11 protein-coding genes are annotated in these 18,229 nt (G+C 72.1%); 8 read left to right on the plus strand and 3 right to left on the minus strand.

What is annotated here, in order from left to right; translation table 11 throughout:
• Window positions 1-34: 34 nt before the first annotated feature.
• Both FHX33_RS05235 and FHX33_RS05240 read left to right on the plus strand, forming a co-directional pair.
• The gene (locus FHX33_RS05235; protein ID WP_021763305.1) at window positions 35-1,465 is read left to right on the plus strand and encodes a gamma-aminobutyraldehyde dehydrogenase; all 1,431 of its coding nucleotides are present in this window, start codon (window positions 35-37) and stop codon (window positions 1,463-1,465) included.
• Between the two features lie 110 nt (window positions 1,466-1,575).
• Window positions 1,576-3,096, plus strand: coding sequence for an APC family permease (locus tag FHX33_RS05240; protein ID WP_021763304.1), 1,521 nt, complete (start codon window positions 1,576-1,578; stop codon window positions 3,094-3,096).
• A 97-nt stretch (window positions 3,097-3,193) separates the two neighbouring features.
• Here FHX33_RS05240 and FHX33_RS05245 read toward each other — a convergent pair whose 3' ends face one another.
• From FHX33_RS05245 to FHX33_RS05255, 3 genes are read right to left on the minus strand one after another with little or no spacing between them, the layout of a single operon-like run.
• Complete coding sequence (locus FHX33_RS05245) at window positions 3,194-4,597, minus strand: aldehyde dehydrogenase family protein (RefSeq protein WP_183428240.1); 1,404 nt, start codon at window positions 4,595-4,597, stop codon at window positions 3,194-3,196.
• Window positions 4,594-5,760, minus strand: a complete 1,167-nt coding sequence (locus tag FHX33_RS05250) for an acyl-CoA dehydrogenase family protein (RefSeq protein ID WP_183428241.1) — start codon at window positions 5,758-5,760, stop codon at window positions 4,594-4,596. The genes FHX33_RS05245 and FHX33_RS05250 overlap by 4 nt, the downstream gene beginning before the upstream one ends.
• On the minus strand, window positions 5,757-6,953 hold the full coding sequence (locus FHX33_RS05255) for a CaiB/BaiF CoA transferase family protein (protein WP_051337038.1): 1,197 nt from the start codon (window positions 6,951-6,953) through the stop codon (window positions 5,757-5,759). Before FHX33_RS05255 ends, FHX33_RS05250 begins: the two co-directional genes overlap by 4 nt.
• Window positions 6,954-7,044: 91 nt before the next feature.
• Here FHX33_RS05255 and FHX33_RS05260 point away from each other — a divergent pair, with 91 nt between their 5' ends.
• The 6 genes from FHX33_RS05260 (at window position 7,045) to FHX33_RS05285 (ending at window position 18,221) form a co-directional block, all read left to right on the plus strand.
• Entirely contained in the window at window positions 7,045-7,836 is a 792-nt protein-coding gene (locus tag FHX33_RS05260; RefSeq protein ID WP_183428242.1) for a GntR family transcriptional regulator, read from the plus strand.
• Window positions 7,829-8,554: a cache domain-containing protein gene (locus FHX33_RS05265; RefSeq protein WP_021764955.1), complete on the plus strand. Its 726-nt coding sequence runs from the start codon at window positions 7,829-7,831 to the stop codon at window positions 8,552-8,554. Before FHX33_RS05260 ends, FHX33_RS05265 begins: the two co-directional genes overlap by 8 nt.
• Before the next feature lie 46 nt (window positions 8,555-8,600).
• Window positions 8,601-9,869 carry an FHA domain-containing protein gene (locus FHX33_RS05270; RefSeq protein WP_183428243.1) on the plus strand — a complete coding sequence of 423 codons (1,269 nt, stop codon included), beginning with the start codon at window positions 8,601-8,603 and terminating at the stop codon, window positions 9,867-9,869.
• On the plus strand, window positions 9,866-10,702 hold the full coding sequence (locus tag FHX33_RS05275) for a PP2C family protein-serine/threonine phosphatase (protein WP_021760290.1): 837 nt from the start codon (window positions 9,866-9,868) through the stop codon (window positions 10,700-10,702). The genes FHX33_RS05270 and FHX33_RS05275 overlap by 4 nt, the downstream gene beginning before the upstream one ends.
• 140 nt (window positions 10,703-10,842) lie before the next feature.
• A complete protein-coding gene (locus FHX33_RS05280; protein ID WP_183428244.1) occupies window positions 10,843-12,282 on the plus strand; it encodes a protein kinase domain-containing protein in 1,440 nt (479 codons plus the stop codon).
• Window positions 12,279-18,221: an Ig-like domain-containing protein gene (locus FHX33_RS05285; RefSeq protein WP_039922205.1), complete on the plus strand. Its 5,943-nt coding sequence runs from the start codon at window positions 12,279-12,281 to the stop codon at window positions 18,219-18,221. Before FHX33_RS05280 ends, FHX33_RS05285 begins: the two co-directional genes overlap by 4 nt.
• Window positions 18,222-18,229 lie beyond the last annotated feature (8 nt).

Genomic DNA, 18,229 nt, shown 5'->3' on the forward strand with positions numbered 1-18,229 from the left:
CGTATTCGATGACGAAATCAGTAGACTCCCGCCCATGACCGAGCTGAAGAACTTCGTGAACGGCACGCACGTGGAGGCGCGCGGGGAGGCCTCCCTGCCCCTGATAGACCCGGCGACGGAGGAGGTCTACGCGACCTCCCCGGTGTCCACCGCGGAAGACGTGGCCGACGCCTACCGTGCGGCCCAGACCGCGTTCGAGACCTGGGGTGAGACGACCCCGGCGGAGCGCCAGCTGGCCCTGTTCCGCATCGCGGACGCGATGGAGGAGCGGGCGGAGGAGTTCGCCGACGCGGAGTCGCAGGACACCGGCAAGCCGCGCTCCACGCTGGTCGACGACGAGATCCTGCTCTCGGTCGACCAGATCCGCTTCTTCGCGGGCGCAGCGCGCAACCTCGAGGGGCGGTCCGCCGGGGAGTACATGCGCGACCACACCTCGTTCATCCGCCGCGAGCCGATCGGCGTCGTCGGACAGGTGACGCCCTGGAACTATCCGCTGAACATGGCGGTCTGGAAGTTCGCCCCGGCGCTGGCCGCGGGCAACACGACGGTGCTCAAGCCGTCCGACACGACCCCCCTCTCGACGCTGCTGCTGGCCGAGGTGGCGGCCGAGTTCGTTCCCGCGGGTGTGCTCAACGTGGTGCTGGGCGATCGCAGCACGGGCGCGGCGATGACCGAGAACCCGATCCCGCAGCTGATCTCGATCACGGGATCGGTGCGCGCCGGCATGGAGGTCGCCCGTGCCGCGTCGTACGACCTCAAGCGCGTGCACCTCGAGCTGGGCGGCAAGGCGCCGGTCATCGTGTTCGACGACGCCGACATCCAGAAGGCCGTCGAGGGCATCGTCGCCGCCGGATACTTCAACGCGGGCCAGGACTGCACCGCCGCGACGCGCCTGCTGGTGCAGAGCGGCATCCACGACGAGTTCGTCGCCGCCCTGGCCGAATACGCCCGCGCCAACGCCCTGACCGGCGGACCGCGCGAGGACGGCATCCTGTACGGCCCCGTCAACAACGCGAACCAGCTGGCGCAGGTCAGCGGCTTCGTCGACCGCCTGCCCGACCACGCGACGGTCGAGCTCGGCGGCAAGCGGCAGGGCGACCGCGGCTACTTCTGGGAGGCGACGATCGTCTCGGGGCTGCGGCAGGACGACGACGCGGTGCAGAACGAGATCTTCGGCCCGGTGCAGACCGTTCAGCGCTTCACCGATGAGGCCGAGGCGCTGCGGTGGGCGAACGGCGTGCAGTACGGCCTCGCCTCCTCCGTCTGGACCAAGGACCACGGCCGCGCCATGCGCTTCGCCAAGGGGCTCGACTTCGGCTGCGTATGGATCAACACGCACATCCCGATCGTCGCCGCGATGCCGCACGGCGGGTTCAAGCACTCCGGCTACGGCAAGGACCTCTCGCAGTACGGCTTCGAGGACTACACCCGCATCAAGCACGTCATGAGCTACATCGGGGAGTGACGCGACACGCGGGCGGATTCAATCATCCTGTCCTATAGGTATTAGGCCACGACCTCCGGTACGCTGCCCCCACACACATCGCCGTGTGGAGCTGATCCGGAAGGCATCCGATGTCCGCAGAACCCTCGACCTCGTCGGAGCTCGGGGACGGCGAGCACCTCGCCGTCCTCGGCTACGAGGACTCGTTCAACCGCTCCATGACCCTCTGGGCGAACTTCGCCCTGGGGTTCACCTACCTCTCGCCGCTGGTCGGCGTGTACTCGCTGTTCGCCACCGCGCTGGCGACCGGGGGTCCGCCCTCGATCTGGTGGATCGTCATCGTCGGCGCCGGGCAGTTCACGGTCTCGCTGGTGTTCGGCGAGGTGGTGTCGCAGTACCCGATCCACGGCGGCATCTACCCGTGGGCCAGGAGGCTGTGGGGCCGGCGGTACGCGTGGATGGCGGCCTGGGTCTACATCTGGGCGATGATCGTGACGATCACCGCCGTCGCGTCCTACGGCAGCGGGTTCCTCGCCAGCCTGTTCGGCCTCCCGGCGACCAAGGAGGTCACGCTCGGGCTCACCGTGCTGCTGCTGATCGTGGCCCTCGCGCTCAACTTCACCGGCACCAAGACGCTCGCCACGGTGGCGCGGATCGGCCTGGCCGCCGAGCTCGTCGGCGTGATCGCGGTCGGGATCTACCTGCTGATCTTCCAGCGCAAGCAGGAGTTCTCCGTCTTCTTCGACTCGATGGGCGTGCAGGGGAACGGGTCGTACCTGGTCGCCTTCCTCGGCGCGGCGCTGGCCGGACTGTTCCTCTTCTACGGGTTCGAGGCGTGCGGCGACGTGGCGGAGGAGGTGGCCAACCCGGCCAAGCGCATCCCGATCGCCATGATGATGACGATCCTGGTCGGCGGGGTCTCGGCCCTGTTCGCGTTCGGCGGCTACGTGCTCGCCGCTCCCGACCTCCAGAAGATCGTCGCGGGCGACGACGTCGACCCCATCCCGGAGATCCTGCAGTCCTCGCTGGGCCCGGTCGGCGCGAAGATCTTCCTGGTCGTCGCGGTGACCGCCTTCCTCTCGTGCGTGCTCAGCCTCCAGGCCGCCGCGAGCCGCCTGCTGTTCTCGTTCGCGCGCGACGGGATGGTGCCCGCGCACCGCTGGCTGGCCAAGGTCTCGCCGCGCAGCAAGGTGCCGGTCAACGCGCTGATCGTCGCCTGCTCGATCCCGGTGATCATCACGCTGATCGTCTACGTCGGGCCGGACGGGCTGATCACCCAGGTCACGGCGTTCGCCGTGCTGGGCATCTACGTGGCGTTCCAGTCCGTGGTGCTCGCGTCGCTGCGCCAGCGGCTGCGCGGGTGGCGGCCGGCCGGGCCGTTCTCGCTCGGCGGCGCGGGCATCGTGATCAACGCGATCGCCCTGCTCTACGGCATCGGCGCGATGATCCTGCTCGCGTGGCCGACCTCCACGGGCAACGCCTTCAACGACTGGATCGTGCTGATCGGCCTCGGCATCGTCGTGGTCGCGGGCGGGCTGTACCTGCTGATCGCGCGGCCGGACCGCAAGTCCGACGCCCCCGAGGGCGACGCGATCCGGGTCGCCGAGCTGCTGCGGGCGCACCGCTCCGGGGCCGGGGCTCCGCGCGACTGACGCATAGACGCGACTGACGCACAGAGGGGTCGCATCCCGTCGCTCCTGCCTCGGCTGAGCGACGGGGCGCGACCCCTGGTCGTGCGTGGGTCGTCGTTCAGGACTCGCGGCGCGGGATGCCCAGCGGGTTGCCGTCGCGGAGCTCCGGAGGCAGCACCTCCTGCGGCGCGTCCTGGTAGGCGATCGGCGTGAGCCACCGCCGGATCGCCGTCGCGCCCACCGATGTGTGGATGGAGGCGGTGGTCGCCGGCCAGGAGCCGCCGTGGTGCTGCGCCCAGCCGATGGCCACGCCGGTCGGCCAGCCGTCGAAGAGCAGGCGGCCTGCGATGCAGCCGAGAGCTGCAGCGAGCGCACTGACGTCTTCGCCGGGTGCGCGGTGGATCGTCGCCGTCAGCGAGGGCTCGAGCGCGGCGACGAGGGCGTCCAGCTCGGTGTCGCGGTAGCGGACGAGCACGCTGACCGGGCCGAAGCACTCGGCGAGGAAGGTGTCGGCCTGGGCGAGGAAGGTGCCCGCGTCGGTCAGGACGAGCGCGGGAGCGGACACGCCGTCCGCCGTCGCCGGACCGCGGACGACCTCGACGTCCGGGAGTGCGTCGAACGCCTCGACGCCGGTCGAGAAGGCGTCGGTCATGCCCGGCGTCAGCTGTCGCGACGCCGGTGCGCCTCGGAGGGCCTCCCGCGCGGCCCCCTCGACCGCACCGCCGACGGGCACGAACACGAGCCCGGGCTTGGTGCAGTACTGCCCGGCGTCGCGCGTGAACGAGGCGACCAGGCCGGCGCCGATCTCCGGCCCGCGGACCGCGGCCGCGGCCGCTGTCACGACGACCGGGTTGATGCTCCCCAGCTCGCCGTAGAACGGGATCGGCTTCGGGCGTGCGGAGGCGAGGTCGAAGAGCGCGCGGCCGCCGCGTTCCGAGCCGGTGAAGCCCGCCGCCGTGATCGCGGGATGCTGCACGAGCGCGACGCCCGCCTCCATCCCCTCGACCAGGGTGAACATCCCGGCCGGGAGCACGCTCTGCGCGATCTCTGCGGTGCGGCGGGAGAGCTCGGGGTGCCCGGGATGCGCCTTGACGACGACCGGGCAGCCGGCGGCGAGCGCCGAGGCCGTGTCGTTGCCCAGCACCGAGAACGCGAACGGGAAGTTGGACGCCGTGTACACGGCGACCGGACCGAGCGGCCGCAGCATGCGGCGCAGGTCCGGGCGGGGCGGGATGAGCGCGGGGTCCGGGGAGTCGAGCGTGGCCTCCAGGTAGCCGCCCTCGCGCACGACGCCCGCGAAGAACCGCAGCTGCGAGGCGGTGCGCGTCACCTCGCCGTCGAGGCGCGTGTCCGAGAGCCCGGTCTCGGCGGCGGCGATGCGCACGAGTTCGGTGCGGTCGGCCTCCAGCTCGAGGGCGAGCGCTTCCAGCCACCCGGCCCGCTCCGCGCGCGTGGTGACCGAGCGGGAGGCGACCGTCGCGGCCGTCGCCGCCGCGTCGACGGTCTCGACCGCGGCGCTCATGCGAAGGCCGCCAGACCGGTGAGCGCGCGACCGAGCACGAGCGTGTGGATCTCGTCGGTGCCCTCGTAGGTGCGGACCGACTCCAGGTTCGCCATGTGGCGCATCACCGGGAACGCGTTCGTGATGCCGTCTCCGCCGAGGATGGTGCGGGCCTCCCGCGCGATCGCCAGCGCCTCCCTCACGCTGTTGAGCTTGCCGACGCTGATCTGGGTGGGCGTGAGGCGACCCGCCTCCTTGAGCCGTCCGAGGTGCAGCGCGAGCAGCATGCCCTTCTCGTACTCGACGAGCATGTTCGCGAGCTTCTCCTGGATGAGCTGGGTCGCGCCGATCGGCCGGCCGAAGACCTGACGCGTGGTCGCGCGCGCGATCGACACCTCCAGGCAGTCGCGGGCGGCGCCCATCGCGCCCCAGACGATCCCGTAGCGGGCCTCGTTGAGGCAGGAGAAGGGTCCGGACAGTCCGCGCGCGCCGGGCAACTGCGCCGACGCGGGGACGCGCACCTCGTCGAGCACCACGTCGCACTGCACGGACGCCCGCATCGAGAGCTTGCCGTCGATCGCGGTGGCGGAGAAGCCGGGCGTCGTGGTGGGCACGAGGAAGCCGCGCACCCCGTCGTCGGTGCCCGCCCAGACCACCGCGACGTCGGCGAGGGCGGCGAGGCCGATCCAGCGCTTGACGCCGGTGATCACCCAGTCGTCGCCGTCGCGCCGCGCGCGGGTGGTCATCGCCGCCGGGTCGCTGCCGCCGTCGGGCTCGGTGAGCGCGAAGCAGCCGATCCGCTCGCCGCGCGCCATCGGCGGCAGCCACTCGGCTTTCTGCTCGTCGGAGCCGAATTTCGAGATCGCGCTCATCGCGAGCGAGCCCTGCACCGAGACGAAGGTGCGCCAGCCGCTGTCGGCGGCCTCGAGCTCGTGGCAGACCAGCCCGTAGCTGACCGCGCCCGCGCCGGCGCACCCCTCGTCTTTCAGGTGCATGCCGAGGAACCCCTGCGCGCCGAGCTCAGCGACGAGCTCGCGGCGGAAGTGCTTGTCCTCGAAGTCCTGCTCGATCACCGGGCGGATGCGCTCGGTCGCGAACGCGCGGGCCTTCGCCGCCCAGGAGCGCTCCTCGTCGCTGAGCAGGTGGTCGATGCTGAAGGCCTCGTCGAGGGAGGATGCGGTCACGGTGTGTCCCTATCGTCGGTGGTGGATGGCGTCGTGGTCGTGGTGGAGGTCGCCGCGTCGTCGAGCCAGTACGGCTCGTGCTCGCCGAGCAGGGGTGGCGGCATGCGATGGAGGGCCGGAGCGGTGTCGAGCCGGATCGGCGTCGCGGGCTGGCGGTTACTGCGTCCGGAGGCGGGGTCGCGGGTCTCGACGACCGGGGACAGCCCGAGCGCGTCCGCGAAGGCGAAGGCCTCGGCAATCGAGTTGACCAGGCCGGCGGGAACGCGGGCGCGCCCGAACGCCTCGACCCAGTCCGCTGCGGAGCGCCCGGCCAGTGCGGGCTCCAGGAGCGCGCGCAGCGCGGCGCGATGCCCGACGCGCGCCTCGTTCGTCGCGAAGCGATCGTCTGTGGCCAGCCCGGGGAGCCCGATCGTCTCGGCGAAGGCGGCGAACTGCCGGTCGTTCCCCACGGCGACCACGAACTCCCGGTCGGCCGCGTGGAACAGCTCGTACGGTGCGATGCTCGGGTGCGCGTTGCCGAGGCGCGGCGGGGGAGTCCCGGTGGCGAGCGTGCTGGACGCCTGGTTCGTCAGAGCAGCGAGCAGGGAGCCGAGCAGGTCGACGTCGACCCGGGATCCCCGGCCGTTCTCGTCCCGGGCGCGCAGAGCGAGGAGGATGCCGGCGAGCGCGTTCTGCCCGGTGAGGATGTCGACGAGCGCGACGCCGACCTTGCTGGGCTCGCCCTCGGGTGCACCCGTGATCGACATCAGGCCGCCGACGGCCTGCACGAGCAGGTCGTAGCCGGGCAGCGCGGCTCCGGCCTCGCGCCCGAAGCCGGTGATGGAGCAGTAGACGAGGCCAGGATTCCCGGCGCGCAGCGAATCCTCGTCGAGGCCGAACGACTCCATGACGCCGGGCCGGAAGTTCTCGACGACGACGTCGGCGGTCGAGGCGAGCCGGCGGGCATCCGCCAGCCCGGCCTCCGTGCGCAGATCGCAGACCACGGAACGCTTGTTGCGGTTGACCGAGGCGAAGTAAGTGGACTCGCCCGACGCATCCACCGGCGGCCGCCATGCGCGGGTGTCGTCGCCCGCCGGGCTCTCGATCTTCACGACGTCGGCGCCGAAGTCGGCGAGCATCATCGTGGCGTAGGGGCCGGCGAGCACGCGGGAGAAATCCGCGACGCGCACTCCGGCGAGGACTCCGTCGGCCATGCTGCGCTCCGTTCCGCCGCCGGGCGCCTCCATGCGCCGCGGTCGTGAATTCATCCTATACCGAATGATTGCGGCGGGATATCGTGGGCGGGTGACCAGCGCGACCGAACCGACCCGGACGACCGGGCCCGCAGGGGTGTCCCCGGGCGCCCGCGACGCGGTGTTCGCGCAGCTCGCCGATGTCGGCCGCGCCGAGCAGGTGTCGCGCCGGATCGCCGACGCGATCGTGCTCGGCGTCCTCGTACCGGGCGAGCGCCTCCCGAGCGAGGCGGAGCTGGCTCGCCGTTTCGGGGTCGCCCTCGTGACGGCCCGCGAGGGGCTCGGGATGCTGCGGGAGGCCGGGCTGGTCGACACGCGTCGCGGTCGCGACGGCGGCAGCTTCGTCGTCGCGCCGAACGGCGGGGAGGACGCCCTGCTCACCGCGCGACTCCACGGCCTGTCGCAGGTCGAGCTGGCCGATCTCGGGGTCTACGTGACGGCGATCGCGGCGGGGTGCGCCGACCGGGCCGCCGAGCGCGCCACGCCGGCCGACGGCGCCCGGCTCGCCGCGTGGCTCGACGCGGCCTCGTTCACGACGCCCGCCGATGCGCGGCGCAACGCGGGCGGCTTCCTGCTCGAGCTCGCGGTGCTCAGCCAGTCCGCCCGGCTGGTGCGCGAGCAGATCCGGCTCCAGGCCGAGTACGGGCCGCTGCTGTGGATCGGCTTGCACGACGACGCCCCGCGCGAGCGCGCCGTCGTCGCCATGCGGGCGGTCGCCGCCGCCGTCGCGGAGCGCGACCGTGCGGTCGCCCGGGAGGCGGTGACCGAGCTGGTCGCGTCGGTCACCGAGTGGCTGCTCGCGGCGAAGGCGCGCCTGGAGCGTGGAGGGGGGAGCGATGCCTGAGCAGACGACCGACCTCGTGGGAGCGGCGCGGCGCGTCGGCGACCTCTTCTCCCGCATCCAGCAGACCTTGGCCCGCTGGCGCGACGCCGTGCTCGACGCCACGCCGGACCGCCCCTCGACGGCGACGCTCGACGCCGTGGCCGGAGACCTCGTGCTGCCCGAGCTCGGCGACGCCGGCGCGCTCTTCATCGGGGCCGGGTTCATCGCGGCGCCCGAGCTCACCGGAACCGACGCCGTCCACTTCTCGTGGTGGCTCGGTCCGCTGGAGGAGAACCCCGTCTACGGCGCGACGTCCGGGCCGACGAAGCTCGACCTCGGCACGCGCTCGTACACCGACTATCTGCGCGACTTCCGCTCGCTCGAGTGGTACCGCGTCCCCCAATCGACGCACCGGACGCACGTGACCGGCCCGTACGTCGACCACCTCTGCACCTGCGACTACATCGTGACGGTGACCGCGCCGGTGGAGCGGGACGGACGGATGATCGGTGTCGTCGGCGTCGACGTCTTCGTCAAGCGTCTCGAGCACGAGCTCCTCCCGGCTCTTTTGGCGACCGGGTCGCCCCTGGTGCTGGTCAACGCCGACGGCCGCGTGATGGTCTCGACCGATCCGGCTGTGCTCCCGGGGACCGTCCAGCCCCTCGACCACGCGGACGCACGCGCGCAGTCGTGCCCGGGCACGCCCTTCCGGCTCCTCCCGACGACTACACTCGGATAGGCCGCCGCGGCAGGTGGCCGCCGTGACCACGAGAGGGGGGCGCCGCGTGAGCTCCGATCCGACGTCGGCCGTCGCACGCGCCGCCGATGCCGCGAACGGTTTCGTCCGCTACGCACCGACCGCCGGTCCGTCCCGCTGGCTCCTGATCGCCGGACGCCGCTTCGTCGCCGCCGTCGAGAGCACCGTCTCCGACGAGATCATCGACGCCGTCTGGTGGCTGGCCGGATCCGAGCTCGCGACCATCGAGTCCGTCGTGGGCGCGTTCCCCCTGGCGGGCCCCGACAGCGTCCGCTCGTTCGCGGTCGCCGAGATCGGCCGCCCTGGCCCCACCGGCGACGTGGTCGTGACGGCCGTGGTGCGCGGGTCCGCCGCGATCGACATCTTCTCCGTCGGCGGATCGCGGCGCTTCGCGGCGGCGGGCGTGCAGCCGTGGGTGCTCGCGGAGTTCCGCAGCGTGACCGGTCTCGTCCTGGGCGCCGACGACGCGCCGACCGGTCCCGTCGCCCGCCTGTCGATCGGCTCGCTGCCGCTCGGCCTGGGCGTCGTCGACGGCGAACTGCTGACCTGGTCGCTCGCGCCGATCGAGCGCGTCGAGCGCAGCGCCGCTCCGGAGGCCGCTCCCACCGTGCGCCCGCAGGCCGGCACCGAGCCCGATGCGGCGGCGGGGGAGACGATCATCCCGCAGCGCGGCGGCAGCCTGTTCGGCCACGCCGGGGCGCCGTCCACGTCCGCGGCCCTGACGCCGGTCCCGCTTGCGGGCGGCGAGGTGGCTCCTCTCATCGAGCGGCCGGTCGCGCACGAGCTGCCGGGCGCCGTCGACATCGAGACCCCGGCATCCGGGCCCGACACGCCGGACGCGCTGACCTTCTCCCCGGTCGAGTCCGCGCAGCCGCCGACCGAGCCGGTCGTGCTCCCGCCGGCGCCCGCGACCTTCGCGGTCCGCCTCGGGGCGGGGGACATCCTGCCCCTGGACACCCCCGTCGTCTTCGGCCGGCATCCCTCCGCTTCCCGGGTCGAGTCGGGCGTCGCTCCGCGCCTCGTCTCCGTTGTGTCGGCGACCCAGGAGGTGTCGGGCACCCATGTCCGCATCGAGCAATCGGGGGACGCAGTGGTCGTCACCGACCTCCGCTCCACCAACGGCACGCGCGTGATCGCACCGGGCGGAGCGGGCTTCCGCCTGCGGCCCGGCGAGTCCACGGTCGCGCTCGCGGGGGCGACGGTCGAGATCGGCGACGGTAATATCATCGAGATCACCGCCGCGCCGGGGGGCACTGGGGGCACGGACGGGCACCGAGACGAAGAGGGACGCGAGTGACCCAGATCGGTCGCAGCAACAGGCGCCACACCGTGGCCGTGCCCGGAACCCCGGACGCGCGCATCAGCCTCGCCTGGGCGGCGCTCAGTGACAAGGGCTACCGGCGCAGCGTCAACGAGGACAGCCTCCTGGCCCGTTCCCCGATCTTCGCCGTGGCCGACGGGATGGGCGGTCACACCGCGGGGGACTTCGCGTCGTCCGCCGTCGTCACCCGGCTCGCCGAGCAGGTGTCGACCGAGTTCGTCGGTGAGCAGTCACTGACCGGAGCGCTGCGCTCCGCCGTCGGGGACATGGGCCGCGGGGTCGGGCACACCGACCTCGGCACCGGCACGACGGTCACCGGCGCCGCCCTCACCCTCGTGGACGGTTCGCCGTACTGGCTGGTGTTCAACATCGGGGACTCCCGGGTCTACAGCTATCGCGACGGCACGCTGGAGCAGCTGACCGTCGACCACTCCATCGTCCAGGAGCTCCTCGATGCCGGCGCCATCACGCCGGCCGAGGCCGAGGTGCATCCCCACAGCAATGTGATCACCCGTGCGGTGGGCTTCAACGAGGACCCGGTCCCGGACTTCTTCCTCTTCCCGATCGTCGCCGGCTCGCGCCTGCTCGTCTGCTCCGACGGCCTGACGAAGGAGCTCACCGAGCACGGCATCCGGTACTACCTCGGCGAGGGCTCGTCCCAGTTCGACGCGGCCCAGCAGCTCATGGATGCGGCGCTCGGCAACGGCGGCCGCGACAACGTCACCGTCGTCGTCGTCGACGTACTGGCGACTCCCGAGAGCGGCGCTCACCGCGAGGGCTCGTCCCGGCGCGCCGCCCGCCGCCACTGAGCCCTGCGCGTGCCCCCCGGAGTGGGGGTGCTCCCCGGTGTCACGCACGGGTCACAGCCAGCTGAGCCTCCCATCCCGCTGCCTACAATTGGGAAACGCTCGCACCCGCGAACGCTCTCGACGCTGAACGGAGGAGCCCTGTGGCCCGGCGCTTGCCGTCCCAGCCGCCGAACCTCCCCGGCTTCTCGTACGTCAGGGTCCTCGGTTCCGGCGGCTTCGCCGACGTGTTCCTGTACGAGCAGAACATGCCCCGTCGACAGGTCGCGGTCAAGGTCATGCTCGCCGAGGTCGTAACCAGCCAGGTCAAGCAGATGTTCCAGGCCGAGGCCAACCTCATGGCCCAGCTCAGCACGCATCCGTCGATCCTGACGGTCTACCAGGCGAGCGTCTCGGGGGATGGGCGCCCCTACCTCGTGATGGAGCTGTGCTCGTCCGCGATCGGACAGCGCTACCGCAGCGAACCGCTCCCGGTCGCCGAGGCGCTGAACGTCGGCGTGCGCATCGCGAGCGCGGTGGAGACGGCGCACCGATCCGGCGTGCTGCACCGGGACATCAAGCCCTCCAACATCCTCACCACGGCGTACGGCCATCCGGTGCTGAGCGACTTCGGGATCGCGGCGACGCTGAGCGAGGCCGACGTGACCGAGGCGATCGGCCTGTCGATCCCGTGGTCGGCGCCCGAGGTCCTCCTCGACGAGACCAGCGGCACGGTCGCCAGCGAGGTGTGGTCCCTCGGCGCCACCGTCTATTCGCTGATCGCGGGGCGGTCGCCGTTCGAGGTGCCGGGCAAGGAGAACACCTCCGCCGAGCTCATCCACCGCATCACCAAAGGACGCCCGCAGCCCATCGACCGGCCGGATGTGCCGCCGCGCCTGGAGCAGGTCCTCCTGCGTTCGATGGCGCGCAAGCCCGCCCAGCGTCAGCGATCCGCGCTCGAGTTCGTGCGGGAGCTGCAGGCGGTGGAGCAGGAGCTCGGACTGCCGCAGACCCCGGTCGAGGTCGCGACCGACGACTGGGCGCGGGCGACGGCCGTCGACCCCGAGGACCGCACGCGCGTGAAGGGCGTCGTCGCGGTCGACCCGACCGGCACGGCCCGTCGGCGCCGGCGCGCCCCGGCGTCGGCCACCACCACGCGGTCGCCGACCCGGACGATCGTGCGCGAGAACGCCGGGAGCGCGGGGAGCGCGCCCGGCACCGGCCCCGCCGTTCCTGCCCGTCCGTCGCGTGCGCTCGTCTACTCGCTCGTCGCGTGCGCGGTGCTCGTCGTCGTCCTCGGGGTGACGGCCGCCATCGTGCTCGTGCGCGCCGGCGCGTCAGACGACATCCCCACCGTGCGTGACCTCAGCGGCCGCGTCGACGGCAGCACGGTCGTGTTCAGCTGGAGCGACCCGGGCCTGCAGTCGGGCGACGTCTACCAGGTGACGGTCGACGACCAGCCGCCCGCGAGCCAGCGCACCTCCGAGTTCCGGGTGGATGCGCGAGCCGGTCAGACGGTCTGCGTCACCGTGACGGTGAACCGCGACGGCAAGACCGGTTCGGCGAGCGGGGAGAAGTGCGTGGAGCGGAGCGGCGGGTCGTGAGCCGCCTGGGCGCCGCCTGGACCTGGGTCGCAGCGCACAAGTCGATCGCCGCCACCGCGGTGAGCGGCACGGTGGTCGCGGCTCTGGTGACCACCCTCGCGGTGGTGTCGGGAGGCTACAGCGCCCAGCACCTCCAGCTCGACGACGCGTCGGTCTGGGTCGCCAGCGACGCGAAGAAGTCGCTCGGCCGGGCCAACACCGAGATCGACAAGCTCAACTCGGTCGTCGCGGCCACGGGCGAAGCGCTCGAGGTGGTGCAGGACGGCGAGAACGTGCTGCTGATCGACCGGGAGGCCAACACGGTCTCCGTCGTCGACCCCGCGACCGCGGAGGCCGGCAAATCCGTCGCCCTGCCCCCGCGGTCGCCGCAGGTGTTCCTCGCCGGCGACCGGGTCGCGCTGCTCTCGCAGACCACCGGGCAGCTCTGGCTGACGACGGTCGCGCAGCTCGACCAGTTCAACTCCGGCTCGGCCGCGACCGTCGACCTGGGCGGCCGCACGGTCGCGGCGATGGACCCGACCGGGGCTGCGCTCGTGACCTACCAGCCGTCGACGCGCTCGGTCGTGCGGATCGAGCTGAGCGGCAGCGAGCCGTCGACCACCACGACGAAGGTGGCGACCAGCGGGGACGGGGCGGACGTGTCGCTCACGACGGTCGCCGGCCACTGGGCACTGCTCGACCCGGACGAGAGACGGCTGTGGCTCGACGGTCGTTCCGTGAGCCTGTCCTCGCGCCTCGGCGCGAACGCCGACCCCGTGCTGCAGCAGCCGTCGGCGACCGGCGACGCGGTCTGGATCGGGACCACCACGGGGCTGATCCGGGTGCCGCTCGACGGAACGGCGGCCTCCACGCCCTTCGCTTCCGCCTCCGGAGCCGCGGCGGCGCCGGTAACGGTGGGCGAGTGCACCTACGCCGGCTGGAACGGCGGAACGGCCTGGCGCTCGTGCGACGCCTCCGGATCCGGCCAGCGGTCGACCCTGGCGAACGTGCCGTCCGGGGCGACGCTCGCGTTCCGCGTCAACGGGGACCGCGCGGTGCTGAACGACACCCGGTCCGGCATCTCCTGGGCGGTGCAGAGCGGCAACACGCGCATCGACAACTGGGACGAGCTGGTCGCGAAGAAGACCACGCAGGAGCTGGTCGACCAGTCGAAGCAGGACACGGCACCGCAGTTCGAGAAGCAGGAGCAGCCGCCCGTCGCGGTCGACGACCAGTTCGGCGCGCGCCCCGGCCGCGTCACGCCGCTGCCCGTGCTGCTCAACGACTACGACCCCAACGGCGACGTCCTGGCGATCGACTCCTTCACCTCCATCCCGGACGAGCAGGGCACGATCGAGTTGACCAATTTCGACCAGCAGCTGCAGATCTCGCTGCCGGACACGGCCACCGGCGCGATCGCCTTCGACTACACGATCTCCGACGGGCGCGGCGGGACGGCGACCGCGCACGTCACCGTGACCGTGCGCGGGGCGCTGGAGAACTCGCCGCCGGTGTGCGTGCGCAATGCGAAAGCCGTCGTGCAGACCGGCGGACGCGTGACGTCCGACGTGCTGGGGGACTGTTACGACCCCGACGGCGACTCGTTCTACCTGGCCGGCGCGACGGTGCCCGCGCCGGACGCCGTGACCTTCACGCCGCAGGGCCAGGTCGCGTTCTCCGACCACGGCGAAGGCGGCGATCTCAAGGACGTCGCGCTCATCCTCTCCGACGGCCGCGCCGAGGGCAGCGGCCTGCTCGCCGTCACGGTGCGGGCGCCCGGACAGGTGCCGATCATCGCCGATCCGTTCGCCGTGCTCGCGTACGAGGGGCAGGAGGTCACGATCCAGCCCCTCGACCACGTCCGCGGCGGCAACGGCACCGTGCGGCTCGCGACGGTGCCCACGAAGGCCGATGCGACGATCACCGCCGACTACCAGGGGGGCACCTTCCGGTTCGACTCCGACCAGCCCGGCACCCACAACATCGAGTACTCGGTGACGGACGGCGTGGTTACGTCGACGGGGCTGGTCCGGGTCGAGGTCAAGGCGCCGCCGGGGGCGAAGACCGCGCCGATCGCCGTGCCGCACACGGCGTTCATCCGGGAGCAGGCGACCCAGGATGTCGACGTGCTGTCCACGGACATCGACCCGTCCGGCGGCGTGCTGCTCGTCACGGGCGCGACCGAGCCCGAGGCGAGCGCCGGCGTGCACGTCCAGGTGCTGCAGCAGCGCACGTTGCGGGTCACGCTGAGCCGGCCGCTCGCCGGTCCGATCGACTTCCACTACCGGCTCAGCAACGGCCTCGCCGAGACCACGGGCACGGTCACCGTCGTCCAGCTGCCGCCGCTCACGGTGCACCAGCCTCCGATCGCCGCCCCCGACTCGGTGGCCGTGCGCGTGGGGGACGTCGTCGACATCCCGGTGCTGGCGAACGACGTGCAGCCCGACGGCGACAAGCTGATCCTGGACCCGACGCTGGCGTCACCGCTGCCCGCCGGGGCCGGCCTGCTCTTCGCCAGCGGCGACCACCTGCGCTACCTGGCGCCCACCAAGCCGGGCAACTACACCGCCGCGTACAAGGTGGTCGGCGAGGACGGCCAGTGGGCGACGGCCGAGGTGACCATCGCCGTGCGCGAGCGCGACGCGGCGACCAACAACCCGCCCGTGCCCAAGACCGTGACCGCGCGCGTGCTGGCCGGCGACGTCGTCCGCATCACCGTGCCGCTGTCGGGCATCGACCCGGACGGCGACTCCGTCCAGTTCATCGGTCAGGAGACGAACCCGCAGAAGGGCGCGGTGATCGCCTCCGGCCCCGACTGGATGGACTTCCAGGCGGGCGACTACGCCGCGGGGACCGACACCTTCACCTACGCGGTGGTCGACGCCCTCGGCGCCCGCGCGACCGGCACGGTGCGCGTCGGCATCGCCGCGCGGGTGGAGGGCGCACGCAACCCCGTCGCGGTGGAGGACGACGTCACCACGCGCCCCGGCAAGACGCTCAGCGTGCAGGTGCTCGCCAACGACAGCGACCCCGACGGCAGCCCGCTGGCCGTGACCGGCGTCTCGTCGCTCGACGGGAAGGCGAAGGCCAAAGTGACCGGCGACATCGTCGTCGTCTCGGCGCCGGCGAAGGAGGGGGTCTACGGCTTCCTCTACACGATCCAGAACGAGCGCGGCGGGACAAGCCAGGCGTTCCTGCGCGTGACGGTGGACGCGAACGCCCCGCCCGCCCGTCCGCTCGTCGACGACACGACGCTCGGTCTCTCCGACATCCTGGGCAAGGATCACGTGGACGTGAACGTGCTGGCGAACGTGTTCTTCGCCGACGGCGCCGTCTCGACCCTGAAGCTCTCCGTCGTGCCCGGCTACGGGGACAGCGCGCAGGTCACCGCGGGCAAGCGCGTGCGCGTGACGATCGGCGCGAAGAGCCAGATCATCCCGTTCGCCGTCGCGAACCCGGAGGATCCCTCCGTCGTGGCGTACGGCTTCGTTCACGTCCCCGGGTACGACGACGCGCTCCCGCAGGTGAAGCGCGGTGCCCCGAAGCTCTCGGTCGTCAGCGAGAAGTCGTTGACCATCCGCCTCAACGACTACATCGTGGCCGTCGGCGGGCGCAAAGTGCGGCTGACGGATGCGGCGACGGTGCGTGCGACCCACGCGAACGGCGACGACCTCGTTCTGAGCGGAGACACTCTCCAGTACACGTCGTCGGCGCGGTACTTCGGCCCCGCCTCCATCTCGTTCCAGGTCACGGACGGCACCAGCGCCACCGACCCGCAGGGCAACGTCGCGACGATCGTGCTGCCGATCGACGTGACCCCGCGCGAGAACCAGCCGCCGGTGTTCACCGGAGCGCTGATCGACTTCGAGCCCGGGCAGAGCAAGACCATCGATCTCACGAAGCTCACGAGCTACCCCTACGCGAAGGACCAGGGCGAGCTCACCTATTCCGTCCAGAACCCGCAGCCGGCGGGCGTCACGACCTCGCTCGCCGGTCAGAAGCTGACCGTCACCGTGGCGGCCGGGGCGCAGAAGGGATCCACCCCGTCGATCTCCATCGGGGTGAAGGATGCCGTCAACGCCGGGCAGGCCGGGCGCATCGACATCAGTGTGGTGCCGTCGACGCGGCCGCTCGCGAGCCCGCAGCCGGATCGCGTGATCGCCCCGCGCGGCCAGACCACCCGGGTCGACGTGCTGGCCAACGACGCCGCGACCAACCCGTTCCCGGGCAAGCCGTTGCGGGTCGTCTCCGTGCGCGGGCTCGGCGGCGCGCTCCCGAGCGGTGTGAGCATCACTCCGAGCGCCGACAACGCGACGCTCGACGTGACCGTATCGGCGACCGCAGCGCCGGCGGACACCACGCTGCAGTACGAGGTCGCGGACGCGACGGGAGACCCGGACAGGTACACCTGGGGCACGATCACGATCTCCGTGCAGGACCGGCCTTCGCCGGTGTCGAACGTGCAGATCACGGCGATCGGCGACCGCAGCCTGACGGTGAGCTGGATCCCCGGGGCCTTCAACAACTCGGCGATCACCGGCTTCGAGGTGACCATGACGTCGGCGACGAGCGGCGCGACACTGTCGACGACGACGTGCACGACGACCTCCTGCGCGGTCCAGACCCCGGGCAACGGGCCCGGCAACGCCGTGCAGCTCAGCGTGCGCGCGCGCAACGCGCTCGGCCTCTCGGACCCCACGCCGTACGCAGAGGCGACCTGGTCGGACGTGATCCCGAACGCACCGGCGGCTGTCTCCTCCACCTCCCTGAACAACGGGCTCCGGGTGATGTGGACCAAGCCGGCGAACGCGGCCGGCGCCAGCCCGATCACGTCGTACCTGGTCACCGTGGGCGGCGTCACGAGCTCGCTGCAGGTCTCGGGGTCGGACGCCGTCGGCACCGCTTACGCGCTGAACGTGACCGACGGCACGCTCGCGAACGGGATCTCGGTGGGGATCACGGTCGCCGCGCGCAACGAGTTCTACCAGGGCCGGACGACCTGGAACCAGACGCAGAGCAGCGGCGTCCCCGCGGGCGCCCCGCTTGTCACCGGCGTGGCGCCGACCGCGTCGCCGAACACGGCGGACGGCAGCACCGCCACGCTCAGCTGGCCGGGGGTCTTCAGCGACAACGGCCGGGCGATCGTCGCCTACTACGCCGGCGTCTACCAGGGCGGAGCCCAGCCGAGCTGCTCCGTGACCGGCGTGGAGAGCGGAAACGCCGTCCTGCACGTCGACCCGACGTCCGGGTCGTTCAAGAAGGTCCAGGCCGGGAGCGTCGACTTCGCCGGGTTGCAGCCGAACCAGACCTACAGCTTCGTGGTCTACGCCTACAACGGCCAGGGCTGCACGGCCAGCACCGTCGTCACGGCGACCCAGCGGCGTGCGCCCGGGCAGGTCTCCGACGTCTCGGCCGACCCGTCGCTCGTCTCCAGTGCCCAGAACCTGTTCGACTTCTCGATCGCCAACGTGGCGTACGCGGCCGGCAGCGGCACGACGGCGTCGGTCTCGTACACGCTCACCTCGGGCGGCAGCGCGATCGACAGCGGCGTCCTCACGAGCACGAACCGGATCGCCGCGGGTTCCAACGGACCGCACTACGGGATGGACCTGGCCATCACGATCACGAGGATCTGCGAGACATACGGGGACGGGTCGCAGTTGTGCACCGACCAGAACCCCAACAGCTTCCCGCTCGGCGTCGCGGTGTCCACCGCGATCGGCGGCCAGCATTACGACGCGGCGACGCGCACCTTCACCTGGACCGCGTGGCCGACCGGATCCGGCTACTCCGCGGTCCGCTTCAGCTGCGGCGACACCGCTGCCGACATGCCGGCGACGGGCCAGACCGCGAGCTGCCAGGCGCCCGGAACCGACCCCGACCCCTCGCTCGTCATCTCCGTGACGCGCTCCGCGGGCGACACGTACAGTACCCCCTATCCCGCTTCGGGCATGCAATGACCCGGCAC

This window comes from Leifsonia aquatica (assembly GCF_014190775.1).
GTDB lineage: Bacteria > Actinomycetota > Actinomycetes > Actinomycetales > Microbacteriaceae > Leifsonia > Leifsonia aquatica.